We start from the raw sequence: 16,757 nt of genomic DNA, 5'->3' as shown, positions 1-16,757 counted from the left end.
CGGGGTGGTGCAGGTCGCGGGCGACGTCGGGATCGAGTACGGCCAGGTCGGGGAGTCAAAGGCCGAGGCATGGCCTGCGAAGAGACAGGACGGCGTCGGTGGTGACGGCGAGCAGTGCGTTAGTGGCGGCCCTCGCCGGTGCCGACGAGGGCGAGGCTCGAGGCGTCGCGACTGCCGATGTCGACCAGAGCGGGCATGGCGGGTCGGCTGGTGGGGGCGATGCTCCAGACGAGGACCTCGAAATAGCCGTCGCCGAGGGTCAGGAACCGCAGGTAGCCCGGTTGCTCGCGTCGAAAGGGGTAGGCGGTGTCCAGCATGGTGTCGCTCTTCCTGATCACGTGGACGGCGCCGCCCGCCAGCAGCGCCCGGTCAGCCTCTGACTCAGACCGGTGGTGTGCCCGCAGGGCCTGGGGTCACGCGACGTGCGCCGGCTGCTGCCGCGGTTCTGCCGGTCGGGGCATCGTGGAGCGGAACCAGCCAGCAAACCCGGTGGCTGCTGCGGCGGCCGGTGCGGCCATCCACGGGCCCACTCGTGCTTTGCCATGGGCCAGAAGCGTGGGCAAGGTGGCCGCTTGGCGGGCCCGCTGGGCGTCGCATGCCGGCGGGCACGGGTACGCCTCGCCGGTACAGCGCAGGTTCGCGCAGCGGTTCAGCCTCTGCGGGTGAGGTTGGTGGGCGGCGGCGACGTCGGCGGCGAGAAGCCACAGCAAGGTGTCGCCGACAGTGCGGGGTACGGCGCGGCGGTGCGGCATGTCGGGGGCTGCCCCTTTCGGAGAAGCGACGGTGCGCGGTGGCCGCCGCCCCGGCCAGCGGTGTGGGGATGCCGCTGTCGGGTTCGCCGGGGCGGCGACCGGGTGCATTGACGCTCGACTTTCCGGAGTTATCAAGTCGCCGCCGTGCGGCCCGGCATGCTCCCGGCGCGGGTGGCTGCGCGGCGTGCCGCTGCGGTGCCGGGGTTAATCGTCGCGGTCGACAAGGAAGCAGTCGGGTGCCGCGGGGTCGTCGTGGCGGTACTCCTCGAGGCGCCGGTCGTAGTGGGCGGGCTGGTCGCAGTGCCGACAGCGCAGAGGCACGGCCGCGTCGAGGTCAGCGCCGTCGGGTCCTTGACTGGTGGTGTGGTCGTGTGCGGCGAAGCGGCAGGTGCCGTGGGTGCAGAACGGGCGGCCGGGCGTGCGCAGGCTGGCGACGACGAGACCCTGCACGGCGACGGCGACGTCGATGCTGTCCGCGGTGCCGTCGTAGGGGACACCGGCGACGATCAGGTAGTCGTTGGCGTCGACGTAGCGGTGCAGGTCGACGAAGGAGCCGATACCGCCGGGGACGGTGCCGGCGCTGATGTCCTCGTCGATTGCGGCGACGATCCGCTCGGCAAAGTGTCGCGCCTGCTCTGCCCTTCCGGCGGCGGGCGGTTGGTGGGGTTGGTGGGCTAGCCAGATTTGTGCCAGGGCATGAAGGTGGCTGATCTGGGTGGCGCGCTGGACGGTCAGGGCGGTCAAGCGCGGGCCGTAGGCCTGCAGCACACCGAGGGGGTCGAGGGTGGGTGCCGGTTCGTCGGGCCCGGCGCTCAGGGCGCGGCGGACGTCGGCGAGGTGCCCGGCGATCGTGTCGGCGCAGCGGGCGAGGTTGGCTTCGGTGCTGGTGAGGGCGTAGCAGGTGTCGACGATCGCCGCGGCGAGGACCGGCAGGGTGCCGCTTGCCTGTCGGGCGGCGGCGATGGCGTCATCGGTGATGTCGTGGCCGGTGTACTTGCGAACGAGTCGCAGGGTCACTGGAGTGTCCTTTCGGGCGTCTGATGAGGGTCGGTGGCGTTGTCGCGGTGACTCCCGCCATGGCGGGAAGCCGCATGTGAGGGCGGCTCTGCTGCCGCTGGTGCGCTCCGTTCGCCGAGGCGCGGGCCGGGCTGCTTGCGATGGCTGCGCATCGGCCTGGTGCGCCGGCGCGAAGGGGGCTGGGCGCGTAGTGGCCCGCTTAGCCGTCGCTCCGGTCGAGATGAGTGGCATAGACGTGGCAGGGCGCGGTCACCGCGTGTGGCGCTGCGCAGCGGTGTCCGCGCCGGGGTTAGGCGGTGTCGAGGGCGGTGACGGCGGCGTCGGCGATGGCGCGGACGGCGTGTACCGGGTCGTCGACGAGCAGCGTGCTGGTGTGGGTGAAGGTGTGCCCGGCCAGGTCGGCGGGGCGTAGCCACAGCACGGTGCAGCCGGTGTGGTGCAGGGTGCTGATGAGCCGTTGCGCCGCGTCGGCGTTGGGCAGGTCGCCGTCGGAGACGACGGCGAGCATCCGCAGGGTGGCGCGGTGGCGCAGGTGCAGCAGGGTGTCGGCGAGTTTCACCGCGTCGAGGAACGCGCAGGTGCCGCCGACCGCTGTCATCTCGAGCACCTGCGTGGGGTGTCGGCGCGGTGCGACGAGCAGGGTGGCGGTGTCGCCGAACGCGATGGTGGCGGTGACCGCCTGGGCGCTGTGCGCGGCATGGGCGAGGATCCATCCGGCCGAGGACATCGGCGCGGCGTAGGAGGACATGGACCCGGAGGTGTCGACGAGGACGGCTAGGTGCAGGGTCGGTTTGTGCGGCGGCAGCGCGGCCCGCCGCTGCCAGGGGGTGGCGGTGGGTAGCGCCCCGGCGGCGACCTGCGCCTGGGCGGTGATCGCGTGGCGGGTGCGGAGCCGCCCCGGTGGCACCGCGGTGGGCCGGGTCGCCGGTTCCGGGTGCCGGACGCGGGCCTGCCGCAGCCGGGCGGCAAGGTGGCGGGCGGCTGCGCGTTCAGCCTCGTGGGGATCGCGGCGCGTCCACGAGGCCGGGGCACGGTAGTGGGATTCAAGGTGCCCGGCGCTGTATTCGGCGGGCGTGAGTCCGGCGGCGTGGGCGAGGTAATCGCTGAGCGCCTGGGCAAGGTGGCCGGCGAAGACCCCGAGGTCGGCAGTCGGCGGTTCGGGCCGCCGGTCGGGATCGATGCCGAGCACGTGGCACCACCGCCACGCGAGGTCGACCATCTGTGCGGCGTCGGTGTCGTCGACGGTGTGGGCCTGCCGCCAGATGTCGCGCAACGCCAGGAGGCGCTTGCGGCCGAGGACGGCGGTGACGGCGGCCCGCACGCCCTTGATGTCCTTGGCGGTGAGGATGCGGGCGTCGACCCTGGCCAGGAGCAGGGCGGCCAGTTGTCCGGCGTGCCACGGGTCATCGACAGGCGCGCCGTCGGGATTCAGGAGGTGGGTGACGGTGTGGCGCAGCCACCTGCGGTCGGTCCGCCGCCGGGAACGCTGGCGGTGCTCGGCGCGGGATTCCTCGAGCAGGTCGGCGACTGTGGCGACGACGGGTGGGGTGCCCGGTGGTGTCGTCCATAGGCTGTGGGTGGCGTGGGCGGCCTCGTGCACGAGCAGCCCGTAGGCGGTGGGCACGAGGCGTTTATGCCCGGCGCGGGCCGGGTTGGCGATGTCGGGTGCACCGATGTGGGTGGCGTCGACCTCGATGCGGCCGGCGTCGGGGTAGAAGCAGGCCGGTGCGCCGCCGCCCGCGCCCGCGGCGACGGTGACGCGCAGGTCGTGCCGGTCGGTCAGGGCGGGGATGTGGCGGGTCCAGGCGTCGCTCCACGGCTGCCAGTCCGCGTCGGCGGGCGAAGCGGTCGGGTAACCGGCGCGCAGGTGGGTGCGGGGTAGGGCCATGGTGAGGTCCTTTCAGCGTTGCTTGCCGAGGGTCAGGGCGGTGATGTCAGCGCCGTACTGCTGTCGCAGGGCGGTGAGGACCTGCTCGCGGTCGTCGGCGGGGGCGCGGCCGGCGAGGTTCGCCAGCGCGGCGGGCAAGCCGAGGGTCTTGCGGACGCGGGCGAAGCCGAGCAGTTCGCGCAGTTGCGGCGCCCACGACACCCGCCCGGCGGCGAGGTCGGCGTTCAACGCGATGGCGGCTTGCACGGCGGGGGCGGGGACGCCGAGGTGGCGGGCGAGGTCCCAGTCGGTGGTGACCTCGATGTGCACGTCGAACCGGGACGCGAGAGCGTCGGTGAGGACCGCGCCGTGCACACCGGGGTTGTGCCCGGCGACGACGTAGAACCCGTCGGCGGCCTCGACGCGTTCGTTGCGGTAGCCGGGGATGGTGATGACCCGGCGGCCGTCCATGGCCGGGTAGAGCACGGCGAGGACCTTCGGTGCGATGAGGGTGGCGTCGTCGATCAGCAGCGCCCGCCCCTCCCGCATCGCGGTGACGAGGGGCCCGTAGACGAACTCGAAACCCCCATCGGGGAGGGGGATGAAGTTGCCGAGGAAGTCCTCCACGACGGTGTCGCCGGTGCCGGCGACGGTGAGCAGATCACCGAAGGCGGCCTCGACGAGGGCGGTCTTGCCGGTGCCGGGCGGGCCGTAGAGCAGCACCGGGATCCGCTTGTCGCGCAGCCGCCGCAGCACGTCCACGTCGGTGGCGCCGGCGAGCTTGCGCGGGAAGTACAGGTCCCCGTTGGGGCGGGTGACGGGCTGCCGCCGTGCCGACCGGCCGGCGCCGGGAGCGCGTGGGGTGGGTGGGGGCATGGTCCCGGCGGCGTCGATGCCCGCCTGGGTGATCTGGAAGCGGTGCGGGCCGGTGTCGTGGGTGGCGTAGCCGGCGGCGGTCATCTTCTTCAGCGCCTCGAACACCGCGCCGGTGGACCGGGCGGCGATCGCGGTGGTGACCTGCCCGACCTTGAGCCATTGGTCGGGTTGGCTGGCGAGGTACGCGGCGACCTGCCGGTAGAGGTAGCCGGGCCGGCGCCCGTCACCGACGTCGGGTGGGACGTCGACACTGGTGGGCGGGGCTGCGGGGTCCATACGGGCCTCCTGTCGGTGGGTGTGGGCCCGCGCACCCGTCTCCGGGTGCGCGGGCGGTGGTGCGATGCGCGCGGCGGAGACGGGCGGTGGCGGGCACGGCCCCAGGGACAGGGACGGCCAGCGACCTCCGTGTGGTGCTCACAGCAACGGCAGCCCTTCGGCGGGCTGCCGGTCAGGTGTCGCCGCCACCGCATCGGTGGGCGACGACAAGGAACGCACCCGACCGCTGACCGATCAAGTCGAGCCAGGGGCAGGTCGCGGGTGTTCAGCGGCGGCGGAGGATGACCTCGCCGCGAGGGCGGGCGCCGGTGTGCACGGTCAGGCCGAAAACGGTGCCGTCGGACAGTTCCAGCCATACACCTCGGTCGAGGGTCATCACCTGCGCGTCGCGGTCGATGCGGGCCGAGTCGATGGTCACCGGGGTGCCGTCGCCGTAGGTGAGCTGCGGCAGGTCCGCGTCGTCACAGAGCTGGTCCAGGTCAGCGGTAGTGAGCAGGTGCCGCACCACCGCTTCGAGGATGCCCTCGTGGGCGTACTCACCCAACTCGTCACCGATCATGGTCGTGGTCCTTTACCGGTGGGTGGTTACGGGACTGAGGTCAGGCCTCGGGCGGCGGGTGGTCGGGAGGGGCGGGCAGATCGCCGACGATGCGGTCGCAGTCGTAGGGATGCACAGCCGTCCACGTCCAGACCCGGCCCATCACCGTGTACCGGCCGTCCGGGCCGGGGGCGATCCGCTCGACGGCGTCCGGGTCGTCGTGGACGCGGGTGTCGTCGGCGACGAGGACGTCGCCGTCGAAGTGCAGGCGGGTCAGGGACCCGTCGACCATCCGCCGCTGGGCGTCCCCGGCGATGCCGTCAGCGGCGAGGTGCTGGCGGTAGCGGGCGCGGGCGGCCTGCTGGTCGGCGACGATCGCCTCGGCCACCGGGCGGGTGCAGGTGAACACCGCCCACCCGTTCCAGGTGTCGAGCAGGGTGCCGGCGAAGCCGACCGGGATGCGCAGGACCCCGTCACCGTTGGGTATCCACGCCCAGTCGCCGGCGAACACGCCCGGCCCGCCCAGGCGCACACGGTCGGGATGCAGGTGGCGGACGTCCCGGTCATCCCCGCCCGGGTGCAGGACGATGCGGCACTGCCGGGCCGCTTCTGCTTCGGCGGCGTCATCGAAGCCGTCGCACCACGCCCACCGCGTCTGGTCGCACTGGCCCGCGGTGAGCTGTTCCCACCCGGGCGCGTCGGTCGGGGCGTGCTCGGCGTGGCGGTCTCGGTCCTCGTCCAGGACGTACCGGTCGGCGAGCGGAAGCCCGTCGATGACCCCCGGGTCGCCGTCGTCGAGGCCGGCGAGGACGTGCCGGGCGGTCGCGGAGACGTCACCAGCGGCTCGGCCACCGAGGACGTGCTGCGCCCACCATTGGGCCGCGTCGTGTCCGGCTGCCGCCCCGGCGGCGCGCATCGCGTCGAGCACCCGCTCCCACCCTGACGCGGTGTCCGGCGCGGGGATACGGCGGACGCGGTCACCCTCGCCAAGCAGCAGCGACAGGCGCGAGCCGCCGTCCCAGATGACCTCGAGGACTCGCAGCTGCGCGTCGTAGCGGTCAACGATGCCCTCGTCTCCCGGACGCAGCAAGGTGTGCGGGTCGCTTGTCCGCTCGAGTACGACGCGCTCGCCCGGCTGGTAGCTCACCGTGGCCTCCTAACATCCGTGCCGGCGGGTTCGGGCAGCGCTTGGCAGCAGTTGGCGAAACCGTCGGATGCGATGGTGGTGAACTCGTCGCGCACCGCGATGAGAACCAGCGCCCGCTTCTGGTCCGACGGCGGCGCCCAGATAGGCGGACCGGCCGGTGTGCCCGCCTGGTAGCGGTCGGCGTCATAGCCTGTGGCCACGAAGCCGATGTGCGATGGCCTGTGGTGGCGGCCCGGCACCAGCCAGCGGGTGTCGTTGGGCTTTGTCCCTGGCTGCTGCCGGTGACTGCTGTGGTCGGCGTCAAACACGGTGATGTCCTTTCGTGGTGACAAGCAGTGGCTTCAGCCGGCGCCACGAAAGGCACCGGCTACGTCGATGGCGACTAGTGATGCTGCTGTGGTCAAGGCGCGGAGGTGAGCCAGTGGTGAGCCCATGCGTGTCGTAGTGAGCCGGCATGATGCGGCGCATGGGTGATGCCTTCGACAGCACAGATCAGGACGCTGACGGTCGTGTGGAGCAAGTCGTGGCGCACGTACGCGCGACGCTTGGCGAACCTTCCGGCTGGGTCGAGCCCGCTGGCTACCCCCAGGGACTGGCGCTGTGCGTCATCGACTCGATCCAGTCGATCGGGGTGACGTACGGAAGCGTTGTCAAGGTCGTCAACCGGTACACAGCTCTTCGCCGCAGCCAGGGTTGCGATCCCGCGGTTGATGGCACACCCGAGTTGCTGAGCACCTTCGCCAGTCTCGGCGGTGTCGAAGCGTGGGCGCAGAGCGTGGGCAGCGCGAACAGGACCTCTACTCACGCCGGCGCGCCGCTCAAAGCCCTAGCCATTGAGCAGGCGGCGACAGCTCTGTCCGCTTCCGAGATCTTCACGTGCCGTGACCTCAGAGACGCCGGAGCTGACCAACTACGCCAGGCCGAGCAGGCATGGCGCGGCGTGCCCGGCCAGAGGTCCGGTACGTCGTGGAGATACCTGCTCATGCTGTCGGGGACCCCAGGCGTCAAACCGGACCGCATGATCCTTCGCTTCGTAGCCGCCGCCCTCAACAGTGCAAAAAGCGGTGTGAACACGGACCTGGCAGCGACGCTCGTCACCGAGGCGGCCCAACAGTTGGGCGTCACCCCAACGAAACTTGATCACGCGATGTGGCGCTGGCAATCCGGTCGCGCGAGTTGAACCGACCCGACGGGAAACCACATCTCCTTCCGTGACCCACATGGGTGTGCCACCTTCGCAGCTTCCCGCCATCGCCCGAGCTAGAAAGATTGCCCCATGACGACGCCAGACACTCCGAGCGCCCTGAACGCCGTCATCGCAGGGCTGAACGAGGCGCCCACGTCCATCACGGATGCCGTGCCACTCCTGCCGCGTACCGCGGGCGTTTACGCATGGTGGGCCGAACCTGAGGTACTGCCGGGCCTTTCTGGCCCAGCCAACGACGCCGATCCCGACGTCCGCCTCCTCTATCTGGGGATCGCGTCCAACCTGCGCAACAGGATCGCCCGCAACCACCTAGCACGCTCGGGCAGCTCCACTCTCCGCCGAACACTCGCCGGTCTCCTCCTACCCACGCAGCAGTACCGGACGACGTGGACCGATCGCGTGATCCTCGTTGCTGAAGACGAGCCGCGTCTGACGGCCTGGATGCGGGATCACCTACGACTGACCTGGTTCGCCTGCCCGGAGCCCCGACAACACGAGAACACGCTGATCAGGCTCCTTCGACCGCCACTGAACGTCGAAGGAGCCGAACGGGGAGAGGCGCGTAGCGTGGTGAAGGCCGCGAAGGCGGCGTACACAGCGAGCGCCGGCCCGCGGCCCGCCGGGCTTATAGCTAACCCGTGAATCCTTTGTGACCGGCCTGTTAGAACCCGCGACCACTGAATCGCCACGAACCTGAAGGTTGGCTAGCTGACGATTCGGCGCACAGCGGCGAGCTGGTGGGCCCAGCCGGCCAATCTGCTGACCTTGACCACGTCACCGCTGTGCGGGGCTTGCACGAGGAGCCCTTGGCCGAGGTACATGCCAACGTGGCCGGGTCGGGCGCGGCTGCCCCGACTGCCGGGAATGAACAGCAGGTCTCCCGGCCGTAGGTCCCGATAGTCGTCCACAGTGTTGCCGGCGTGGACTTGTTCACTGGTGGTGCGTGGGATGCCGATGCCAGCGGCCCGGTAGGCCTGCTGCATAAGCGACGAGCAGTCGCACTGGTGCCGGGCGATGCCGGAGTGCGCGGCGGTGCAGTCGCCGCCGAAGGTGTAGGGGGTGCCGAGCTGGGCCAGGGCCCAGCCGATCGCGGTCACGACGGGCAGCGGCGTGTCCGGCCCCAGCGTGAACCTGTCGGGCAGGGACACCTGTTCGCTGCCGGGCTGCCCGTCACCACCGTCGAACAGGCACAGCGGGTTACTCATCGCCTGCTCCAGGTCAGCGGCGACCGGGCCGGTCGGTGTGCCGCCGGCGAGGACGCGGACCAGGGCGATGGCATCGTCCTCCCACTTCGCGTACGCCCCAGGGAACGCGGAGCGTTGCACGGCCTGCGCGGCGTCGGTCAGCGCCATCGCCTGCCAACCGTCGACGGCGAGCAGCGCCGTGTAGAACCGTCCCGCCGCGTAGCGGGGATCCCGTAGCTGAGCGGGAGCGCCCCAGCCCTGGGAGGGGCGCTGCTGGAACAACCCGACCGAGTCGCGGTCCCCGCCGGGCAGGTTGCGCAGCGTGGACTCCTGTAGGGCGGTCGCCAGGGCGATGACCCACCCGCGCGGCGGCACCGCCAGCTCGTCACCGACTGCGACGATCACCGCCGCGTTGGCGAGTTGCTCGTTGCTCCACCCGTCGGCGCTGCCGCTCGTCGGCGGGGACGCGGCGATGGTGGGCAGCAGCGGCTGCCCGTCCGGGCCGAGCGTGCGGTAGCAGGCCGCCGACGCGGCGCCGCCGCCGGTGAACAGGGCGCCGATCCCGCCCGCACACAGCACCAGCACGGCAACCACCCCGCCGGCGACAGCGGCCAGGGCGCGGGCGCTCACTCCCGGACCCCCGCCGGCCGCGGCGGGTAGGGCCGGCGGCCGGGGGTGGGGGACGGTAGGCAGGCGGTGAGCGGATAGGCGCCGAGGCGGGTGCCGTCACCAGTGTGCACGGCGATCATGGTGGTATCGGCCTCGATGAGGTAGATCCGTTCGGCGTCAAGGTGACCGGCGTGGCACAGCGGGAACACGGTCAGCGGTTCCGGGGCGTCGACGACGCCGCCGGTGGTGGTGGTGCGGGTTAGGGGCATGCCGACGCCGAGCACCGGTCGCCGACCCCGGGCACCGCAGGCGGCGGCGGTGATGGCTGGGTCGAGGTGTTCCCAGTCCCGGGCGAGGATCGCGGTGATCAGCGCCCGGGTGTCGTGGCGGGCGTGCCCGGCCCAAATGGCTGCCAGGGTGGGCAGCATGACGCCAGGGTGACCGTCAGCAAGCACGAACCGGGCGCGCACGACGTGCGGGTTGTCGGGGTCGGCGTCGCCGATGTAGCAGGAGGTACTCACGGGGCAGGACTCCTTCAGCGGGAGGCGGTAGCGGGACCGGGATGCGGACCTCATGGCTGGTGCTCAGGCGGCGGCCAGGTGGCGGGAGTGGCGCGCCAGCCGAAAATCGGGTCGGTGGCTTCGGTCGACCCGCAGCGGGCGCAGTGCGCGGAGGTGTCCTCGCCGTAACCGACCATCGAAGGCACCTCGGTGAAGACGACCTCGTCGACTGCCCCGCAGACCCGGCAGCGATGGGACGACCCTTCGGCCCCCCACCTGCCGAAGATCGGCTCCTCGGGGTCGGGTCGGGGCGGGCCCGGTGGGCCGATCACGCCATGCCTCGGCCGGTGATAGTCGAGGTGTGGTGGGTGGAGGCGGTCAGTAACGCGGCCAGCCCAGGACCGGTGGGGCTGGCGGTGAGGTCGGGGGTGTCGTCAACGAGGAGCACCGGCTGGTCCTCGCCGCGCAGGTGGGTGAGCTGATACACGCGGCCGTCGGTGTCGACGGCATCGACGCGGCGCACGGGCCGTGGCGGGCCGTCGAGGGTGTGGATGTCGTCGTAGCAGGCGGCCCAGGCCAGCACTCGCGCGTCCGGCGCGGTGGCGTGGATCCGGCCGAGGATGGCGGCGAGGGTGGCCCGGTAGGGCGTGCCGGCGGCCGGGTCGCGCAGGGCACCGGCGAGGTGCTGCAACAGCGCGGGCAGCCGGCCCGCGTCGGTGGGGAGGTCCTCGCGGCGCAGCGGGAACTCCAGGCTGCGCACCTCGCGCTGGCACCGGGCGGCGGTGGTCGGCTGGTCGTGGAGGAGCAGCAGCGTCGCGGGCTGGCCCCAGCCCAGCGCGTCGGCGTCCGCGTCGGCGGCGATGAGACACGCGGTGAGGGCGTGGACGACGGTGAAGGACAACACGGTGGTCCCCTTTCGAGGAGTGGATGCGAAGGACCCCGCAGCCAGGACGGCTGCGGGGTCCATGAGCGGTGCAGGGGCGGGTCAGTGGCGGTTTCGGCTGCGCGCGGCAGGGGTGCGATGCGGCAGGTATTCGCAGACGCCACTGCCGGTCCGTTTCGCCTCGTACATGGCCGTGTCGGCCTGCGCGAGGAGCTGACGGGAGGTAGCGAAGTCGGTGTGGACGTGGGTGTAGCCGACCGACGCCGCGACCGTCAGCTCGCCGTTGACCACACGGATCGGCTCGGCCGCGATCACCTGCCACGCGGCGCGAGCCGCGGCGGCGGTGTCGTCCCGATCGCCCAGCACTAGGAGCGCGAACTCGTCGCCGGAGAGCCGGGCGGCGACCCGCACCGGGGCCGGAATGCCGCTCAGGAGCCGACCGATTTGGTCGAGCAGGTCATTGCCGCTGTCGTGGCCGAGGGTGTCGTTGACCGTCTTGAACCTGTCGAGGTCCAGCAGCACCACTCCCACCGGCGCGGTGTCGGCGAGGGCGGCACGGAGGCGGCGGACGAACAGCCGTCGGTTGGGCAGCCCGGTGACCTCGTCGTGGGTGGCCTCGTAGCGGGCCGCAGTGAGGGCTTGCTGCTGGCGCCACAGCAGCGCACCAGCGAGAGCGAAACCGGCGAGGATCCCGCCTACGGCGCTGACGATTCCTTGCAGGGTAAGAGACACTGAGTTGCTCCTTTCATGGGAAGGAGCACCGGGGGCGGGCGTGAGTCGCCAAACTTTGTACGCCCGCCCCTGGGCTGCCTAACAGGGCCGGGGTTACCGGCTGGGGGAGGCGTACTGGAAGGTGGCGGGCTTCTCCACGGTCTGCACCGCCGTGCCAGCGGCGACCAGCTTGACCGCCGCGTTGAACACCGCGCCGCCGCTGGCCTTTCTCGCCCCCGTGCCGGCGTTCGCGGCGTCAATGAGCTTGCACAGCTCACCGGTCTTGTACTGCCGATCGGGATGGGCTTCGAGAATGTCGAGCACCGCTCCGCGCAGCGAGCCCTTGACGCGACGGTCGGCCGCCGTCGAGGTGACCTCGCTGCCTACACCAGCGCTGACAGCAGCATCAGGTCCGGCCACGACGTCGGCCGGCTCACCCTCATGTTCTGTCCCCGCCGAGGGTGGGTGTATCTCGGTGCTGTGACGAGGCGTAGCTGTCTCTGGTGGGGCAGCCTGATCGGCGGGTGTGAAGGCTGCGTCGTCGATGGGCCCGTCCGGCGGCACGACTCGCACGCTGTCCTGCTGTGGCGGATCGACGGCTATGGGCGAGTTGAAGAAACCGGCCGTGTCCGGGGCGGTCGGCTCCGACTCGCCTGGGGTTGGATCGGTCGCCGCAGCGTGCGATGGCGGATCGGCCTGGGCGACGGTGGTGGCGCGGCCGGTATCGGTCAACCGCCACAGGGTGCGGTTGCCGTCGGTGTCGACCTTCTCCACCTGCCCGGTCTGCTCCCACGCGCGAAGCTTCCCGGTCGTGGTGGAGTAGCCGAGCCCGGAGTGTTCGGCCACCGCGGCGGCAGTGGCGTCGCCGAGCTCCCCGAGCGCGGCGAGGACCTTGAACCTGGTGTGCGCCGGCACGTGCGGTGCGGTGTCGGTCATGGGCGTGTCCCTTCTGCAGGTCAGCACTGATCCACGCTTCGAACGCGGCGCAGATCAAGTGCAAGCGGGGTTAGAGCAGGCCTCTGATGGGGGAGGGAGTCGACGGCCGGGCCTGCCGGCGGGCCGCGATCTCCCGCGTTCGGGCGGCGAGGGCGCCAAGGTGCAGCCGCAGCCGGGTGCGGACGGGCACCGCGGCGCTGGGGTCGGCGTGCCAGGACCAGCGGTAGGCGCCGATGCCGTAGTAGCCGTCGCGGTCGGGGTGGCAGCGGTCGTCGACGTCGAGGACCTCGCCGTCGCCGGTGTCGCGTTCCTCGAGCAGGACCACGGTTTCGCCGTCGAAGCGTGCCAGCGGGTACTCCCCGGGCATGGTGCCCAGCCGCCACATCCCCGTGCTCTCGGCGGCGAGCAGGCGGGCGGCAGCCGGTGCGAACCGGCAGATGAGCCCTCCGGCGTCGGTGGTGTACCCGGCTGCCACCAGCGCCGGGTAGGAGCGGTGGGCGACCTGCCGGGAGGTGACCATCACCGGTCGCCAGCGGACGCCGGCCGGGGCGATGTCCTCGCGCCGGTCAAGGACCTGCACGTGCGCGACGCCCAGCGGGGTGCCTCGCTCGGGTGTGATCGCCAGCCAGGGCCGGTGCAGGTCCCGCGCGGCGCGCAGGACGTCGATCAGCCGCCGCTGGCCGCGCGGTGCCTGTCCGAGCGGCACATACAGGTCCTCCGTCGCGGTGTCACGAGGGCGGGCGGTGGTGGCGCGCCACGAGGTGCTGACAGCGGCCTGCTCATCACCCTCGAGGGTGTGCCAGGTTGGGACGCCGTTGGAGCGCAGCACGCCGACGCGACCGGTGCGGGTCAACGTCAGCGCAGGGCCGTTAGCTTCGCCGGCGGCGACCTGTGCTCGGGTGAGGCGGTGGCTGGGACAGGCGAGGGCGTGTTCTGCCAGCGGCAGTACGTCCTCGATGCGGAACCAGAGTTGGTGGGACATGGAAGCGGAACCTCCCGAACGCGCAGGTGGGGGAAAAGGGGCAAGGTGACCTGTCGCCGGCCGGCTCGACGCACCGGCCCCAGCCCGGGGCGCCCGGCCGCCCACAGCTGCGGGCGAACGCCGTAGGGCGGGTCTGACCGGCCGTTGTCGGCGCCCGCTCCCGGCAGCGGCAGCCGGTGCGCGGCCCGAGGCGGTGCTGGCACGAGGGCACTGGCCCGTCCCGGACCGATCGGCGTGCCCGCACGGAGCGCCGCATGGCGGCAACCGGTGGCTGCGGTGCCGATCAGGGGCGCGCCGTGGTGAGTAGGCGGCGCAGGCAGGCCGGAATGGCAGTGGCCCGCACCTGTGCCGGCGGATGATCCAGCACCAGGGCCGTGGTGGTGGGGACTCCCCGGTACCGCACAATCTGGTAGTGCCGGCCGTCGATGTCGCAGACGGTGAGCGCCCGCACCACGATGCCGCCGTCGTCGTCGGCGGGCAGCCGGTGAGTGGCGGCGATGCGGCGGCCGGCACCGCTGGTGTCCACACCCTCGCCGAGGAACGCCATCCCGAGCAGTCGCCGCTGCCCGGTGTGCGCCCATCGGGCGAGCAGCGGCGCCCCTTCGTGGGTGGTGAGTCGGCGGGTGAGGGTCTTCAGGCCGACCCAGTACGGCAGTCGTATGCCGGGGACGGTCCGCGCATGCAGCCACCAGAAGCCCGGATCGATGTCGAACGTATCGATGTCGATGTGGGGTGGTTGATGGCCGTTAGTGGTGGCGTCGAACAGGCCGAGCAGGGCCGGCAGAGCGCCCCAGCCTTGCCTGTCAGCGTCGTGTTCGACGGCGGTGAGCGCCGCGCGGATCGCGTCGGCGCGGTGCGGTGACCGCATCAGGGGATACCTCCAACTGGCTGAGCGGTACGCAGGGCGGGGCCTGTGCACCGTGTGAGCGTGGACGTGCACCAGCCGGGCGACGCGCCCGAGTGCGGGGGAGCAGGGCGCGCCGTCCTGGCGGGTGGTCGTTCGGTTAGAGGGCGACCGCGAGCAGCCGCTGGTCCGGCTCGACGGTGTCGAGGTAGCGCAGGGCCTGCTCCAGGTAGGTCACCCGGTGGGTGAGGGCGTCACTAGCCGGGGCCAGCTTGCGGCCGTCGACGGTGAGCAGCGCGTCACCGGCGATGGCGCTGGCGGCGTGATAATGCTGGTAGGCCATCTGGCCCGCCTGGTACATCTCCAGCTCGCCCGGATTGGGCTGGCCGGTGCCGGGCGTCGCCGCGGCGTGCATCCGCATCGCGTTGACGCGTGGCTGGGCGTGGAAGTCCGCCGTCGCCGCCTCGAACGGGTACTTCTGCGGATCGGTGAGGTGGCGACTCTCGAACACCGGCCACGGGGTGGCCGGGCGGGTGCCGTGCACGACCTGCTGCCAGACCTGGTAACGGATCCCGGCGCCGACGCCAGCGGCGTCGCGCATGCCCCGCAGGTCCAACAGCCGGACCGGTCCGCCCGCGCACGCCGCGGGCCGGCCCTTACGAAGGCCGATCATCTTCTGCCGCTGCCAAAGCCGCAGCTGTCCGACCGCCCAGAACAGGGGTGTGACGGTGCCGGCGACCCCGAACTGCGTGGGCAGGCGGTGTGCGGTGAGCGCCTCGGCGGGCAGCTCGTCGGGTAGGCAAACGATCATCGTGCCAATGGTGGGCGCTGGTGTGACGGCTGGTGCGCTGGTGGCCTGGGTGGGCGCCGATCGGCGCGCGGGCGCCGAAGTGGTCTGCACGGTGGCCGGTCGGTTGGGCATGGCGGGCACCCGGCTGCCGTGACGGGTCAGCGGTGTGCCGTGCAGAGCGGACATGCGCAGGTCCTCCTTGATAGGGGTGCGTAGGCACGCGGGATTGACCGGCCCACCGGGTGCATGGGTTGGGTCAGGGCAATAAGGGGAGAAGGCGTGCAGGTAGTGGGTGCGACCTCGAGGGCCGTCGCATGGGACGCGTGCCGACCGGCCTGAGCGGGTGGGCGTCGCGCACCGCTGTGTGCGGCGGGTGTCCCTGAGGTGGGACCGAACCGGGGTGAAGCGATATATGGGGTGTGGTGTTGCCACGAACGGTAGCGGTGCGATCTGTCAGCGCCCCCTGCGCGCGTTGTGAGAGCAGAACCGCCGCTCAGCAGCGCGGTCGGGACCCCTCCGTCGCCAGTTCAGCACAGTGAAGCGGGGCGCCGGTCAGAGCCGGAAAATCTGACAGACGACGGAGTCGGCTGTCAGGAAGGCGGGCCCTTTCACCGGCCGAGCGTGCGTTTCGAAGGCCGTGACCTAATGAGATCAACCGAGCGCTGACAGGACCTGCCAGACAGAATCGGTCCGGTAGCCGCTGGTGGGTGAGTACTCAGCTTTGACCAGAGCCGTTGTGAGTTCTGAGCGCAGATCGTGCCCCCGCTGCTGATAAGGAAACAGAACCGCTGATGGGATGTCGTGCCTGCTGGTGTTGGGCGTGAGCAATCGATCATTAGGTCCCTGGAGGTCTCCCAGAGCTACAGACGAGTCCGCAGCCGGGAGGAGAGGAACCGAAATTGCTGCTTGTTGGCGACGACTGGGCAGAGGAACACCATGACGTCGAGCTGCAGGACGAGACCGGCCGTCGGCTGGGCAAGGCGAAACCGCCCGAGGGCATCGCCGCCGTCACGCGGCTGCACACCATGATCGGCGAACACCTGGCAGACGACGACGCCACCCAGGTGGTTGTCGGCATCGAGACCGACCGTGGGCCGTGGGTCCGGGCGCTGATCGCGGCCGGCTACCAGGTCTACGCGATCAACCCGCTGCAGGTGGCGCGCTATCGGGAACGACGCCCGATCTCGGGCGGCAAGAGTGACACCGCCGGTGCCCACACGCTGGCCAACATGATCCGCGCCGATCGGCACCAGCTGCGGCCGGTGGCCGGCGACAGCGACCAGTCCGAGGCGGTCAAGGTCATCACTCGCGCTGATCTGGGAACAGACCAGGCACATGCTGCAGCTGCGCAGCGCGCTGCGGGAATACTTCCCGGCTGTGTTGGCCGCATTCGCTGACCTGACTGCCCCGCAAGCGCTGGAGCTCCACCCACGTCAGAGACCGTCCGGCCGAACAGGGGACGCACGACGAGCTGATGCGGCTGGGCGGCTGCTATGCCCGGCTCTTCGCCCTCCAGGCATCCGCCTACGCACAGGGGCCGCCGGGGGACAGCCCTGACGGTGCAGGGCCGGGCGCCGCGCCCGTTGCCGGACCGGGCGCCGCGAAGGCCGCCGCCATCGAGGCAGCTCTCGCGGCGAA

General features: G+C 71.5%; 18 protein-coding genes. 3 read left to right on the top strand and 15 right to left on the bottom strand.

Annotated elements, in window-relative coordinates; all coding sequences use genetic code 11:
- Nucleotides 1-119: 119 nt before the first annotated feature.
- The 7 genes from OG992_RS33175 to OG992_RS33145 all read right to left on the bottom strand — a co-directional run bounded on the left by OG992_RS33175 (nucleotide 120) and on the right by OG992_RS33145 (nucleotide 6,781).
- Complete coding sequence (locus OG992_RS33175; RefSeq protein WP_266305451.1) at nucleotides 120-317, bottom strand: hypothetical protein; 198 nt, start codon at nucleotides 315-317, stop codon at nucleotides 120-122.
- A 639-nt stretch (nucleotides 318-956) separates the two neighbouring features.
- Entirely contained in the window at nucleotides 957-1,769 is an 813-nt protein-coding gene (locus tag OG992_RS33170) for a hypothetical protein (RefSeq protein ID WP_266305450.1), read from the bottom strand.
- A gap of 289 nt (nucleotides 1,770-2,058) precedes the next feature.
- Entirely contained in the window at nucleotides 2,059-3,657 is a 1,599-nt protein-coding gene (locus OG992_RS33165) for a VWA domain-containing protein (protein ID WP_266305449.1), read from the bottom strand.
- A gap of 12 nt (nucleotides 3,658-3,669) precedes the next feature.
- On the bottom strand, nucleotides 3,670-4,788 hold the full coding sequence (locus OG992_RS33160; protein ID WP_266305448.1) for an AAA family ATPase: 1,119 nt from the start codon (nucleotides 4,786-4,788) through the stop codon (nucleotides 3,670-3,672).
- Between the two features lie 265 nt (nucleotides 4,789-5,053).
- Nucleotides 5,054-5,347, bottom strand: a complete 294-nt coding sequence (locus tag OG992_RS33155; RefSeq protein WP_266305447.1) for a hypothetical protein — start codon at nucleotides 5,345-5,347, stop codon at nucleotides 5,054-5,056.
- Nucleotides 5,348-5,387: 40 nt separating this feature from the next.
- Nucleotides 5,388-6,473 (bottom strand): DUF4314 domain-containing protein, encoded by a 1,086-nt coding sequence (locus OG992_RS33150; RefSeq protein ID WP_266305446.1) that lies wholly within the window; start codon nucleotides 6,471-6,473, stop codon nucleotides 5,388-5,390.
- The gene (locus tag OG992_RS33145) at nucleotides 6,470-6,781 is read right to left on the bottom strand and encodes a hypothetical protein (RefSeq protein WP_266305445.1); all 312 of its coding nucleotides are present in this window, start codon (nucleotides 6,779-6,781) and stop codon (nucleotides 6,470-6,472) included. Before OG992_RS33145 ends, OG992_RS33150 begins: the two co-directional genes overlap by 4 nt.
- Nucleotides 6,782-6,939: 158 nt before the next feature.
- On the opposite strand from OG992_RS33145, the gene OG992_RS33140 reads away from it, so the two are divergent.
- Nucleotides 6,940-7,653: a hypothetical protein gene (locus OG992_RS33140; RefSeq protein WP_266305444.1), complete on the top strand. Its 714-nt coding sequence runs from the start codon at nucleotides 6,940-6,942 to the stop codon at nucleotides 7,651-7,653.
- Between the two features lie 96 nt (nucleotides 7,654-7,749).
- Nucleotides 7,750-8,322, top strand: a complete 573-nt coding sequence (locus tag OG992_RS33135) for a GIY-YIG nuclease family protein (RefSeq protein WP_266305443.1) — start codon at nucleotides 7,750-7,752, stop codon at nucleotides 8,320-8,322.
- 62 nt (nucleotides 8,323-8,384) lie between these two features.
- On the opposite strand, the gene OG992_RS33130 is transcribed toward OG992_RS33135, so the two are convergent.
- From OG992_RS33130 to OG992_RS33095, 8 genes are all read right to left on the bottom strand, one after another.
- Nucleotides 8,385-9,494 carry a C40 family peptidase gene (locus OG992_RS33130; protein WP_266305442.1) on the bottom strand — a complete coding sequence of 370 codons (1,110 nt, stop codon included), beginning with the start codon at nucleotides 9,492-9,494 and terminating at the stop codon, nucleotides 8,385-8,387.
- Entirely contained in the window at nucleotides 9,491-9,994 is a 504-nt protein-coding gene (locus tag OG992_RS33125; RefSeq protein ID WP_266305441.1) for a hypothetical protein, read from the bottom strand. Before OG992_RS33125 ends, OG992_RS33130 begins: the two co-directional genes overlap by 4 nt.
- Before the next feature lie 307 nt (nucleotides 9,995-10,301).
- Nucleotides 10,302-10,877, bottom strand: coding sequence for a hypothetical protein (locus tag OG992_RS33120; protein WP_266305440.1), 576 nt, complete (start codon nucleotides 10,875-10,877; stop codon nucleotides 10,302-10,304).
- 81 nt (nucleotides 10,878-10,958) lie between these two features.
- The gene (locus tag OG992_RS33115) at nucleotides 10,959-11,588 is read right to left on the bottom strand and encodes a GGDEF domain-containing protein (RefSeq protein WP_266305439.1); all 630 of its coding nucleotides are present in this window, start codon (nucleotides 11,586-11,588) and stop codon (nucleotides 10,959-10,961) included.
- A gap of 93 nt (nucleotides 11,589-11,681) precedes the next feature.
- Nucleotides 11,682-12,503 carry a MarR family transcriptional regulator gene (locus OG992_RS33110; RefSeq protein WP_266305438.1) on the bottom strand — a complete coding sequence of 274 codons (822 nt, stop codon included), beginning with the start codon at nucleotides 12,501-12,503 and terminating at the stop codon, nucleotides 11,682-11,684.
- 70 nt (nucleotides 12,504-12,573) lie between these two features.
- Entirely contained in the window at nucleotides 12,574-13,485 is a 912-nt protein-coding gene (locus OG992_RS33105; RefSeq protein WP_266305437.1) for a hypothetical protein, read from the bottom strand.
- A gap of 283 nt (nucleotides 13,486-13,768) precedes the next feature.
- Nucleotides 13,769-14,353, bottom strand: a complete 585-nt coding sequence (locus OG992_RS33100; protein ID WP_266305436.1) for a hypothetical protein — start codon at nucleotides 14,351-14,353, stop codon at nucleotides 13,769-13,771.
- Nucleotides 14,354-14,489: 136 nt separating this feature from the next.
- Nucleotides 14,490-15,305 (bottom strand): hypothetical protein, encoded by an 816-nt coding sequence (locus OG992_RS33095; protein WP_266305435.1) that lies wholly within the window; start codon nucleotides 15,303-15,305, stop codon nucleotides 14,490-14,492.
- A 713-nt stretch (nucleotides 15,306-16,018) separates the two neighbouring features.
- Here OG992_RS33095 and OG992_RS33090 point away from each other — a divergent pair.
- Nucleotides 16,019-16,516, top strand: a complete 498-nt coding sequence (locus tag OG992_RS33090; protein WP_266305434.1) for a transposase — start codon at nucleotides 16,019-16,021, stop codon at nucleotides 16,514-16,516.
- Nucleotides 16,517-16,757: the final 241 nt, after the last annotated feature.

Source organism: Micromonospora sp. NBC_00362 (genome assembly GCF_026342155.1).
In the GTDB taxonomy this organism is placed as follows: Bacteria; Actinomycetota; Actinomycetes; order Mycobacteriales; family Micromonosporaceae; genus Micromonospora; species Micromonospora hortensis.
This window is presented reverse-complemented; position numbering and strand designations above follow the sequence as displayed.